At 60.5% G+C, this 12210-nt stretch carries 10 protein-coding genes; 3 read left to right on the top strand and 7 right to left on the bottom strand.

All coding sequences use genetic code 11. The annotated features are described in order from the left end of the window. The first annotated feature begins 152 nt into the window (after positions 1–152). Together BLO97_RS06370 and BLO97_RS06365 are read left to right on the top strand one after the other, a co-directional pair. Positions 153–524 carry a DUF6124 family protein gene (locus BLO97_RS06370; RefSeq protein ID WP_092345355.1) on the top strand — a complete coding sequence of 124 codons (372 nt, stop codon included), beginning with the start codon at positions 153–155 and terminating at the stop codon, positions 522–524. A 414-nt stretch (positions 525–938) separates the two neighbouring features. After that, positions 939–1775: an RHS repeat-associated core domain-containing protein gene (locus tag BLO97_RS06365; protein ID WP_092222184.1), complete on the top strand. Its 837-nt coding sequence runs from the start codon at positions 939–941 to the stop codon at positions 1773–1775. A gap of 13 nt (positions 1776–1788) precedes the next feature. Here the strand turns inward: BLO97_RS06365 and BLO97_RS06360 are convergent, their stop codons facing one another. From BLO97_RS06360 to BLO97_RS06330, 7 genes are all read right to left on the bottom strand, one after another. Next, on the bottom strand, positions 1789–2655 hold the full coding sequence (locus BLO97_RS06360; protein WP_092151086.1) for an ABC transporter permease: 867 nt from the start codon (positions 2653–2655) through the stop codon (positions 1789–1791). Between the two features lie 12 nt (positions 2656–2667). Further along, positions 2668–3528, bottom strand: coding sequence for an ABC transporter ATP-binding protein (locus tag BLO97_RS06355; RefSeq protein ID WP_092345353.1), 861 nt, complete (start codon positions 3526–3528; stop codon positions 2668–2670). A gap of 5 nt (positions 3529–3533) precedes the next feature. After that, positions 3534–4559, bottom strand: a complete 1026-nt coding sequence (locus BLO97_RS06350) for an ABC transporter substrate-binding protein (protein ID WP_092345351.1) — start codon at positions 4557–4559, stop codon at positions 3534–3536. Between the two features lie 37 nt (positions 4560–4596). Further along, positions 4597–5508: a TauD/TfdA dioxygenase family protein gene (locus BLO97_RS06345; RefSeq protein ID WP_092345349.1), complete on the bottom strand. Its 912-nt coding sequence runs from the start codon at positions 5506–5508 to the stop codon at positions 4597–4599. Between the two features lie 358 nt (positions 5509–5866). Beyond that, on the bottom strand, positions 5867–7234 hold the full coding sequence (locus BLO97_RS06340; protein ID WP_063323481.1) for an HlyD family type I secretion periplasmic adaptor subunit: 1368 nt from the start codon (positions 7232–7234) through the stop codon (positions 5867–5869). After that, the gene (locus BLO97_RS06335; RefSeq protein WP_092345521.1) at positions 7224–9380 is read right to left on the bottom strand and encodes a type I secretion system permease/ATPase; all 2157 of its coding nucleotides are present in this window, start codon (positions 9378–9380) and stop codon (positions 7224–7226) included. The genes BLO97_RS06340 and BLO97_RS06335 overlap by 11 nt, the downstream gene beginning before the upstream one ends. Positions 9381–9417: 37 nt before the next feature. Then, a complete protein-coding gene (locus BLO97_RS06330; RefSeq protein WP_092345347.1) occupies positions 9418–10767 on the bottom strand; it encodes a TolC family outer membrane protein in 1350 nt (449 codons plus the stop codon). A gap of 358 nt (positions 10768–11125) precedes the next feature. Between BLO97_RS06330 and BLO97_RS06325 the strand changes: the two genes are divergently transcribed. Continuing rightward, positions 11126–12210 (top strand): retention module-containing protein (locus BLO97_RS06325; RefSeq protein ID WP_139197657.1); only part of this gene is annotated, 1085 nt, incomplete at its 3' end.

Below are 12210 nucleotides of genomic sequence, written 5' to 3'. Positions count from 1 at the left end.
TTTATGGCGGTTGTGCGTGGGAGATTTTTCCGTAAGGAAGAGTCTGCCGGGGTTCCGTCTGCCCGGTCTTGCACACCTGCGTACAACTGCCACCTCATTTGCGTGCAAGCGAAAGAGTGTCAGTTCCAACACTACAGATGGAGCTTCACAACATGTTCAAAGTGACACCAAATCCGCCAGGCGATCCTGGCATCAGCTCTGACAAATCCTCGAAAACCAAAAAACTCGACGAAACCGCCGAGCGCGTTCTCGACTATTACCTCAATCCCAAACCGGCCGATGAAACCTCGGGCAAAACCCAAACCGCCCACCTCTTCATGGTCGCCCCGGACATCGACACCGAAACCCTGCTGGCCAATGCCTCCGAAGACCTGCTGTCCATCAGCGCCATCGCCGCCGACCTGGCGGATGACGTTGAAGGCAGCCGCCGCAGTGTCATCCTGGCGATCAGCCGCATGGCCGATGGGGTGCATTTATTGGTGGAGCGGGCGATGGATCGGCTTGAGGTCCAGGCTTCGGGCTGACATTCCTGTGGTGGATTGAAAACCGCCATCGCGAGCAAGCTCGCTCCCACAGGGGTTTTGTGTCGACTGAGATATCGAGATCAACGCCCGTCAACTGTGGGAGCGAGCTTGCTCGCGATGACGCCAGCCCAGACAACCCAGAACCCGTGGCGAGGGAGCTTGCTCCCGCTCGACTGCGCAGCAGTCGCAAAACCCGGCAACGCGGTCCGCCTGAAGAAACGCAGGGGCCTGCTTCGCAGGCCAGCGGGAGCAAGCTCCCTCGCCACGGGTTCGAGCTGCCAGTATTTTCCCTCCAGGAGCTTGCTCCTGGGGTGGAATGTGGAACAACTAGCAGTTCTGATAGTTCTCCAACCGGCGCCAGAGGTGTAGAACTAAAGCCAACAGTTTCGAGCCTCACGCTTGCGAGTGTTTCGTATGACTCAAAGCAGACCGAACGATCAAGAGAAGCCGAGCCAGCCGCGGACGGTGTTGCTGGCAGTGGATCTCAAAAATTCGGTACTTGCTGAACTCGACGCGAGTAACCCCAATCGCATTGCGTACTCCCCGTACGGTCATCAATCAGCACAACATGGGGTCATATCCCAGTTGGGTTTCAATGGCGAACGGCGCGAAGCAATACCTCAATGGTACTTTTTGGGTAATGGCTACCGCGTCTACAACCCACGGCTGATGCGCTTTCATAGCCCGGACAGTTTGAGCCCGTTTGGTAAAGGTGGGCTGAATGCGTATATGTATTGCGGTGGGGAACCGGTGATGAACTCGGATCCGACGGGGCACTATTTGGGCTGGGCTTCGAGCTTTATACTGAAGTTCATTGGCGGGCTGCGAACTGCCATGACACGCGCTACCAGTGCCGCAAACTCTGTCAATAGCGCGGTCTCAACTATTTTCAGCGGCGTAAATCGAGCACGAAATGAAGTCAGTAAGCTCGTTATAGGGGGGACACAGAAAAAGATGTCGACTGAACTTCGAAAACTCCTCACTCGAGAAACACTGCCTCCTTCCGCCACGACGCGCACTTCGAAAATCCCGAGTACCAAATTACGGAATCAAGAACACGGCCGCACCTACATGACGAAGCTTAAAAGTACCAAACCATCCAACGAACATCTCACGCTTGCAAACGAAGCAGCCAAGAGAAACCTGGAGACAGAACGTGAGTTCAATCTAGCTGCTCAAGCCGAACAACTCCGTTCCAACCGGGTTGACCAGTTTAATTCGTATAGGAATTTTGGGGCTGATTCTGAGTAAGCCAGCTTCTTTTTTACCGCTGCATCCCCCAACGCTTCACCGTCACCCGCTCCAAACTGTCGAACACCAGGTTCTCCACCAGCAACCCAATCAAAATCACCACCGCCAACCCGGCAAACACCTTGTCGGTGTACAGCTCGTTGCGGTTCTGGAAGATGTACCAGCCCAGGCCACCTTTGCCGCTGGTGGCGCCGAACACCAGTTCGGCGGCGATGAGGGTGCGCCAGGCGAAGGCCCAGCCGATTTTCAGCCCGGCGAGAATCGATGGCAACGCCGCCGGGATCAGGATAAACAGCACAAAACGCAGGCCCTTGAGCCCGTAGTTGCGCCCAGCCATGCGCAGCGTTTCCGACACGCCGAGAAACCCTGCATACATGTTCAACGCCAGCGCCCACAGCACCGAATGCACCAGCACGAAAATCAGGCTGTTCTGCCCCAGGCCAAACCACAGCAGCGCCAACGGCAACAGGGCGATGGCCGGCAACGGGTTGAACATCGATGTCAGGGTGCTGAGCAGGTCGCGGCCCAGTTGGGTCGACACCGCCAGGGTGGTCAGGCCGAACGCCAGGACGATGCCCAGCAGGTAGCCCTTGATCAGCACCACCAGGGAAATCCACACCTTGCCCAGCAGCTCGCCGCTGAGTAAACCGTCGTACAACGCGTTGGCGGTTTGCAGGAAGCCCGGTAGCAGCAGGTCGTTGTTCTGGTAGCGGGCCACGGCTTCCCACACCACCGCCAGCAGCAACAGGATCAGGCTCTTGCGCAGCCAGCCCTGTTGCCAGAGGCGCTGGCCGAGGGGCAGCTCCCGCTCCAGCGGCACGTGGGTCAAAGGTTGCAGGTCGACTTCATATTCTTCGCGCGCGGGCGACAAATGGCTCATGGAATGTTCCCCTCAGTACGCGATACGAATGTCGGTGAAATCCAGCTCACGCTCGGCTTCAAGCGGCTGGCCTTCATTGAACAGCAAGCCATGAATCCGCCGCGCCGTATGCTGGAACCCCACGCCACCGAGGCTATGCAGATCGTATTGATGGCTGTGGACTTCGGCCCGCACACGCCCGGGGTGCGGTGACAGCAGCAGGATGCGATTGCCCACCACCAACGCCTCTTCGATCGAGTGGGTGACGAACAGCAGCGTGAAGCGCACCTCTTCCCAGAGCAGCAGCAACTCTTCCTGCATTTTGCGCCGGGTCAGGGCATCGAGGGCCGCGAAGGGCTCATCCATCAAGAGGATTTTCGGCTGCATCGCCAGCGCCCGGGCAATCGCGACGCGAGCTTTCATGCCGCCGGACAACGTATGGGGATACGCATCGGCAAACGCCGCCAGACCAACCTTGTCCAGGTAATGCAGCGACCGCTCCTCGGCTTCGCGACGCTTGAGCGTGCCAGACGCCAACAGCGCGAACATCACGTTCTGCTTTACGGTTTTCCAGGGCGGCAGTTGGTCGAACTCCTGGAACACCACGATCCGGTCCGGCCCCGGCGCGCTGACGGTTTGGCCTTGCAAGCGAATCTCGCCTTCGCACGGGGCGATGAAACCACCAATGGCCTTGAGCAAGGTGGACTTGCCGCAGCCGGAGGGGCCGAGCAATACGAAACGGTCCGCCGGATCGACTTCGAAACTCACCTGGTGCGTCGCCCGCACCACACGCTGCGGGGTGCGGTATTCCAGGCTGACGTTATCCACCGACAACAACGCGGTACCGCTAGAGGTGGGGTTGCTGGCCGCGTGGCCTTGCAAAAGCGCATTCATGACAATCAGCTCCCCTGCAACGGTTTGGCATCCTGGAAGAAATAATCCTCCCATGACGCCGGTTTGTTCTTGATCGCACCGACGCGGTAAAGAAACTCGGCCAGCGGGTAAGTGTTTTTCGGGCTGACGGTGAATTCGATCTGCGGGTTATCGATGATTTTCAGCAAGGTCGCCCGGTCGATCTTGGCCTGGGTCACCCGCAGGTAGGTATCCGCCGCCGCGCCTTTGTCGTTCTGGGCAAACTCGGCCGCTTCGGTCAGTGCCTCGACGAATGCCTTGTAGGTCTTCGGGTTCTCATCGCGGAATTTCTCGGTGGCAAACAGCACCGTGGGCGAGTTCGGACCGAGTACGTCATAGGAATTGAGCACCACGTGGACACTGGGGTTTTGCAGGGCCTGGTCCTGGAACGGCGGGTTGGAAAAGTGCCCGGTCAACTCGGTGCCGCCGGCGATCAATGCCGCCGTGGCATCCGGGTGAGGAACGGCCAAGGTGTACTTGTCGAGGCGATTGAAGTCCTTGTCGCCCCACTGCTTCGCGGCGGCGTATTGCAGGAAGCGCGACTGCACCGAAACACCCACCGCTGGCACCGCGATGCGGTCCTTCTCGGTGAAGTCGGCGATGGTCTTGATGTTCGGGTTGTTGCTCAACAGGTAATAAGGGAAGTTGCCCAGGGAGGCCACGGCCTTGACGTTCTGCTTGCCACGGGTGCGGTCCCAGACCGTCAACAACGGCCCGACGCCGGCCCCGGCAATGTCGATGGAGCCAGACAGCAACGCATCGTTGACCGCCGCGCCGCCGGACAGTTGAGTCCAATCGACCTTGATGTCGATGCCCTCCTCCTTGCCGTGCTTCTCGATCAATTGCTGGTCGCGGACCACGTTCAGCAACAGGTAAACGATGCCGAACTGCTCGGCGATCCGAATCTCGCCCTCGGCGTGGGCGCTGGCCGGCGTGACCAGGCTGCCAGCCAACAAACCGAAGCCCAGGCCGATGGCGGCGGCCAGCGGTGCAAAAGCGATGCGTTTGGACATGGTGATTCTCCAAGCTCTTTGCGCCAGGCGCAGCCGATCAGAAAGGGGCGTCGCCCTGGATGGTGGTGCGGTACAGCTTGCGGCGCAGATGGCTCGGGCAACCGGCGGCCAGGTGGATCAGCGAGCGGTTGTCCCAGAACACCAGGTCATGGGGCTGCCATTGATGGCGATAGATGTTCTGCGGCAGCACGCTGTGGGCATACAGCTCGGCCAGCAGCGCTTGGCTTTCGTCCTCCGGCAAGCCGACGATGCGGGTGGTGAAGCCCTCGCTGACGAACAACGCCTTGCGCCCGGTTTCCGGGTGGGTGCGCACGATGGGATGCACCACTTCGGCCACCTGGGCCAGTTGCTCCGGCGTTAGCGTCGGGCGCCAGTTGCCTTCGAATTTGGTTTCGCTGTAGCGCGCCGTGTAGGAATGCGCCGCCGAACGCCCTTCCACCGCTTTGCGCAACGCTTCGGGCAAGCCCTCCCAGGCTTTGTGCATGTCGGCAAACAGCGTGTCGCCGCCTTCGTTAGGCAATTCCTGAGCGTGGAGCATCGAGCCGAGGCTGGGCAGTTCTTTATAGGAGAGGTCCGAATGCCAGAATTTGCCGGCATCGCCGAGGCCGACGGATTGGCCGTTTTCGATGATGTTGGAGACGATGAGGATCTCCGGATGCCCGGCCAGCAGGAACTGCTTGAGCACATGGATTTGCAGCACGCCAAAACGGCGGCTGAAGGCGATGTGCTGTTCCGGGGTAATTTGCTGGTCGCGGAACACCACCACGTGATGATCCAGGTGGGCGCGATGGATGCGGGCGAAGTCCTGGTCGTTGATCGGTCGGGACAGGTCCAGCCCAATGATCTCGGCGCCAACGGCTTCGATGAACGGACGGATTTCGAACGTCTGCGGCGCGATGTTCGCGGCGCTTGGGGTAAGGGAATCCGGAGAATAAGAGACGGCTGACATACATCACTCCCACGCACGGCGCGCTTGAACAGGCGCGCACTCGATCAAAACTCACGGCGTTACCGTGTTGGTTTGTGTCGTGCGGCGCGCCGATTGGTCGGCAGGTACGCAGGGGGATGACTTTAAGGGTATAAGAATTGAAATTTAAATACCGTTAATGAATAACGATATGGCTTAGAGTTTTCACCGCCTCCTGTGGCGAGGGGATTTATCCCCGTTGGGCTGCGAAGCAGCCCTAAAACCTACCACCTCGGCGTGTCAGGCTTGGTTACATTCAGCCAATTTGGGGCTGCTGCGCAGCCCAACGGGGATAAATCCCCTCGCCACAGAGATGGCGCCGGCCCGAGCTATTGGGACTCTACCGCTCGTGCAGCGCCTCGGCCCGGGCCTTGATGATGGGTTTGAGCAGGTAGCTGAGCACGGTTTTCTTGCCGGTGATGATGTCCACCGACGCCACCATGCCCGGAATGATCAGCAGCGGTTTTTCATCAGTGCCCAGGTGGCTGCGTTCGGTGCGCAGCTTGATGATGTAGTAAGTAGTCTTCTTGTCTTCATCGGTGATGGTGTCGGCGCCGATCTGTTCCAGCTTGGCTTTCATCCCGCCGTAGATGGTGTAGTCGTATGCGGTGAATTTCACCGTGGCGTCCTGGCCGGGGTGCAGGAAGGCGATGTCCTGGGGACGAATTTTCGCCTCCACCAGGATGGTATCGTCCAGCGGCACGATTTCCACCAGGTCGCTGCCGGGCTGGATCACGCCGCCGATGGTGTTCACCAGCAACTTGTTGACGATGCCGCGCACGGGCGACGTCACCAGGGTCCGGCTCACCCGGTCTTCCAGGGCTTTGCCGGTGGCCTGGGCCTTGTTCAGGTCGGTGCGTGCTTCATTGAGCTGGGTCAGGGCATCGCTGCGGAACTTGCCGCGCGTCTCGTCGATCTTGCGCTGCACTTCCTTGATCGCCGATTCGGCACGCGGGATCGCCAGCGTCGTGGCGTCCAGTTGCCCACGGGTCTCGACCTCGGCGCGCTTGAGCCGCAGCACTTCCACCGGCGATACCGCGCCCTGGGCCACCAGCGGCTCGGACATGTTGATTTCCTGGCGTTGCAGCGCCAGGCCTGAGCGGTATTGCGCCTGCTTGGACACGAATTCGCGCAGTTCCTGCTGGCGCTGGATCAACTGCTCCTGCAAGCCGCCGATTTCATCGTGCAACTGCTGGCGGCGGCTGATGTACAGCGACTCCTCGCTGGCGGCCTGGCCCGGCACCGCCTTGAGCACATCGGCCGGGAAGTTCAGCGGCCGGTCATCGACCTCGGCACTCAGGCGCTCGACCCGCAACAGCATGGACAGGCGATCGGCCTCGGTTTCGCCGACATTGGAGACAAAGCGGGTGTCGTCCAGGCGAATCAACGGTGCGCCGGCTTCGACGATCTGCCCTTCCTTGACGAACAGCTCAGCGACGATGCCGCCTTCCAGGTTCTGGACTTTCTGGATCTTGGACGAGGGAATCGCCTTGCCGTCGCCCTTGGTCACTTCGTCGATCACGGCGAAGTTGGCCCACAGCGCCAGGAACACAAAGAAGCCGATGATGCCCCAGATCGTCAAGCGCACCACCCGGGGAGCGTCCTCGATCAGCGCCTTGTTGACTTCGGGCAGCGGTTGGCCGTGCAGCGAGTCGGAGCCTTTGAAATAGCGGCCCACAGCGCCCCTGAAACCTGATTTAAGCAACACTGATCTGCCCCTTCTTCAACGCTTCCATGACGGCGGCTTTCGGGCCGTCGGCAAGGATCTGTCCACGGTCGATCACCAATAGGCGGTCCACCAACGACAGCAAGGATGCCCGGTGCGTCACCAACAACACGGTCTTGTTTTCCACCACGGCGGCCAGGCGCTGTTTCAAGCGTTCTTCACCCGTGTTGTCCATGGCGCTGGTGGGTTCGTCCAGCAACAGGATGGGCGGGTTGAGCAGCAATGCGCGGGCCAGGGCGACGTTCTGGCGCTGGCCACCGGACAGGTTTTGTCCGCGCTCACCGACCTGCAGTTCATAGCCCTGCGGATGCAGGCGCGCGAACTCATGCACGCCCGCCAGTTCCGCGGCCTGGAGCACCAGTTCATCTTCGACGTAACGGGCGCCGGAGGTCAGGTTGTCCCGCAGGGTGCCGGCCAGCAGCTGGATGTCCTGGGGCACGTAGCCAATGTTGTAGCGCAGCTCGCTGACGTCGATCTGGCGGATGTCCACGCCGTCCACTAGCAAGGCGCCGTCATCGGGTTGATAAAGCCCCACCAGCAACTTGGCCAGGGAACTCTTGCCCGAGCCGCTGCGACCGATGATGCCGATTTTCTCGCCCGGCTTGATCACCAGGTTGATGTTCTTCAGCGCGGGGTTCTGCTGGTTCGGGTAGGTGAAGTTCAACTGACGGCATTCAATGGCGCCCTGCAACACCTTGCGGCTGAGCGGGCGCTCGTCGAAATTGCGCTCTTGGGGCAGCTCCATCATCTGGTCGACGGAGGTCATGGTCACCCGCGCCTGCTGGTAGCGGGTCAACAGGCCCGACAGCGACGCCAGTGGGCTGAGGGCGCGGCCACTGAGCATGTAGCAGGCCACCAGCCCGCCCATGCTCAGGTTGCCGGCGATGATCAGGTAAACGCCGAAGACGATCATGATCACCCCGGCCAATTGCTGGATCAGCAAGGTGATGTTCATCGCCAGCCCGGACAGCATCTTCACCCGCAGTTCGAGGCGGCTGAGGGTGCCGATTGTCTGTTCCCACTGGTACTGGCGCTCGCTCTCGGCGTTGTTGACCTTCACCGCGTCCAGGCCGGCCAGGGTTTCGATCAGGCTGGATTGGCGCTCGGCGCCCAGGGCCATGGTGCGTTCCATGGTTGCCACCAAGGGCTTTTGCAAGGCGTAGCCGATCAGCAAGGCAATCGGGAATGCCAGCACCGGAATCCACACCAGGTGCCCGCCGATAATCGCGATGACCATGAAGATCAGCAGGGTGAACGGCAGGTCGATCAGGCTGGTGAGGGTCAGCGAAGCGAGGAAATCCCGCAGGCTCTGGAACTCATGGATGTTCTGGGCAAAGCTGCCGACCCGCGCCGGGCGGTACTTCATGGACATACCGACGATGCGCTCGAACAGCGTCGCCGAGATGATCAGGTCGGTTTTCTTGCCCGCCAGATCCAGACACAGGCTACGCAGCATCTTGAGGATCAGGTCGAAGACATAGGCGCCGGTGATACCAACGGCCAATACCCACAGGGTCGATTCGGCCTGGTTCGGCACCACGCGGTCGTAGACGTTCATCACGAACAGTGGCGCGGCCATGGCGATGATGTTGATCAGCAGGCTCGCGGCAATGGCATCGGCATACAGCCAGCGGGACCGCTTGAGGGTGTCGCGAAACCACGAACGCGCCCGAGGAATCAGCGTGCCGTGGTTAACGTCAAATTTATGCTGCGGCTGGGCGAAGAACACCTTGCCACTGTAGTCATCGGCCAGCAGTTCGCGGCTGATGGTCACCTCACCGCCATCACTTTCGCTGAGCAGCAACCGCGCCTGATTGTCACCGACCCAGCCCAGCAGCACGGCACTGCGGCCGTCCTTGAGCAACAACAGCGCTGGCATGGCGATGGTCGGGATTTGTTCGAGCTTGCGTTGCAGCACCCGACCTTGCAGGCCGGCACGGGCCGCCGCGCGCGACAATAATTCGACGCTCAGCCGCTGCTTGGGCAGCGGCAGGCCGGTGGTGAGCATTGCGGCGCTGGCCGGCTTCTGATGCAGCATGCAAAGCGCCAGCAAGCCGTCCAGCAGCGGGTCGTCGTGCAGCGTGCGCGGGTCATGAACTAGTTCGACTGGACTGACTTCTGATTCCACGCTCGGCACTCTGACTGATTAAAACGGGTGGTAGGACTCAATTCATCCCAGGCAACTGAACCTTGGGCTTCATGTCGTTCTGCACAACCGATGCCAACGGCGCGACCACACCCTGGCTTTTCAACAGCTGGCCCATGGTCGCCTTGATCCGGTACTGGGTGAACAGCTGCACATTCTTGATTTCGGCCAGACGGCGGGACGCGCTGAACAGCTCGTTTTCACTGTCGAGCAAGTCGAGCAGGGTCCGCTCGCCGAGGCTGAACTGCTTCTGGTAGGCAGTGCGCACATTGGCGCTGCGATCCACGTATTGCTGGGCGATCGGCACCTGGGCGTTGGCGTTGTTCAAGGCGTTCCAGGCCAGGCCCAGTTCTTCATTGAGCTGGCGCAGCGCGTTGTTGCGAATGTCCAGCGCCTGGTTGGACAGGTACGACTTGGATTCCAGGTCCGCCTTGTTGCTGCCGCCGGCATACAGGTTGAAACGCATGCGCAGCATGGCTTGCCATTCATTGTTGTGACCGTTCTGGCCGTCCAGGTCGTTGTCGGCAGTGCGGCCCAGCTCAGCGTCGAAACGTGGGTAGAAGCTTGACTTGGCGGCTTCGTACTGTTGCTCGGCTGCGGCGATGTCGGCTTCGGCCGAACGCAGCACCGGGCTGTTTTCCAGCATCTGGGCGCGGGCTTCGGTCAGGTTGGCCGGCAGCAACGCCAGAAAATCAGCAGGTCGCTCCAGTTGATCCGGCAGTTGGCCGACGGCGCTGAGGTAGTTGGTCTCGGCATCGGCCAGGTTGGTTTGTTCGGTGATCAGGTTGTTGCGGGCCTGGGCCATGCGCGCTTCGGCCTGGTCCAGGTCGGCGCCGCTGCCCACGCCGCGGGAAGTGCGCAGCTTGATCTGGTCGAAGATGCGCTCGTGACTCTTGAGGTTTTCCTCGGCCAGGCGCACGAACTCGCGACGGGTCAGCACGTCCAGGTAGACCTGGGCCACTGTCAACCCGGTGCGCTCGGACGCGTCCAGCAACGAGTAGGCACGGGCATTGACGGTGGCTTGTTGACGCCCAACTTCGCTGGACGTCGCAAAACCGTCAAAAACCATTTGCGACAGGCGCAGGCTCGACTCGCTGCGGTTCAGGGTTTCCCAATGATTGGTCCCGCCCGACCGGGTGGTGACGCTGTCGGTGCCTTCACGGCCGTATCCGGCTGCAAGGTCCACTCTAGGCAGGTAGCCCCCCTTGGCCGCCTTGAGTTGGTAATCCGCCGCAAGGCGACTGTTCACGCCGGCCTGGATTTCAGGATGGACATCCAGCGCCTGTTGCATGGCCTGCGGCAAGGTTTGTGCTTGTACGAAACTGGCGGCGAGGGCAAAAGGTAAAGCCTTGAACAGGTACAGACGCATGGTGGATTTCTTCCTGAAACACTTGTCTTGGATCACAGCGAAACGTGGCGCTGCATCGGATGATGGCAACCGGAATGACCGTATGTCGGAAAGTTCAAAACAGGAGCTGGAACACGCACCGAAAGAACAGGTCGCCGCTTAAATATCAATGTGACATTACGCCAATGATTGTTTAGGATGGCCGGCATAAGGTCAATAGTTTGGCACAAACAAAATAATTGAAAAATTATAGCCAGAATATTGACATGTAAAAGCGTCAAATAACCTTACTTTGTGAACATGAACGTCCAGACCGCTGCTGCCTACAAGCCAGCGGGTCCATGGAAGTCTACTGAGCGTGGCCCCCGGAGAGTCTTCAATGAGCAGTGTTATTGCCGTTGTCAAAAGCATTGTTGGTCAGGTTTTCGTCGTATCCCCTGAGGGCATCCGGCGCGTACTCATTGAAGGTGATCGCTTGTACACGGGCGATCAGTTGGACACTGGCCCTTCCGGCGCCGTCACATTGGATCTGGCCGACGGCCGCACCCTGGACCTGGGCCGCGATACCCAGTGGAGCGCCAATGCCCCGGACTCGTCCACCGATCTTGAACAGGCCACAGCCCAGGCTGCGCCGTCAGTAGAAGAGCTGCAACAAGCCATCGCCGCCGGCGTCGACCCGACGACCGCCCTGGAAGCCACCGCCGCCGGCGCCACTGCCGCAGGTACGGGCGGTGCCGCCGGTGGCGGCCACAGCTTTGTGGTGCTGGATGCCACCGCTGGTAGTGTCGACCCTACTGTCGGTTTCCCAACTGAAGGTCTCGCTGCGGCTGCCGCCACCGATAACAACATCCTGGGTGGCGATACTACGGATACAACCGCCAACGCCGTGCTCAATGCGACGATGACCCTGAGCGCTACGCCAACCCTGACCGAAGCCGGCGGCGTGCTGGTCTATACCGCGACCGTGACCCAGGCCCCGCAGACGGCCTTGACCGTGACCTTGTCCAACGGCGCGGTCATCGTGATCCCGGCGGGTCAGCTGACCGGTAGCGTCAACGTTCCACTCGCGCCGAATAACACTGTTTACAACGACCCAAGCCAGATCAGCGTGACCGTCACTGGCACCACCGGTGGCACTGGTATTGCCGTGACCGTGCCCACCACGCCGGCCGTGACCCAGATCACCGACACCATCGACACCACCACCGTCACCCTGACGGCGGGCAACACCGTGACCGAAGGCGGCCAGATCACCTACACCGCCACCCTGACCAACCCGGCCCAGACCCCGGTGACCGTGACCTTGAGCAATGGCTCGGTCATCACCATCGCGGCTGGCCAGACCACAGGCACCGTTAACGTCGAGACGCCAGCCAATGACGTCTACAACAACGGCAGCACGGTCAGCACCACCATTACCGGCGCGACCGGTGGCAACTTCGAAAACCTGGTCCCGAGCACTAC

The sequence above is a fragment of the Pseudomonas sp. NFACC05-1 genome (assembly GCF_900100135.1).
Lineage (GTDB): Bacteria > Pseudomonadota > Gammaproteobacteria > Pseudomonadales > Pseudomonadaceae > Aquipseudomonas > Aquipseudomonas fluorescens_Q.
This window is presented reverse-complemented; position numbering and strand designations above follow the sequence as displayed.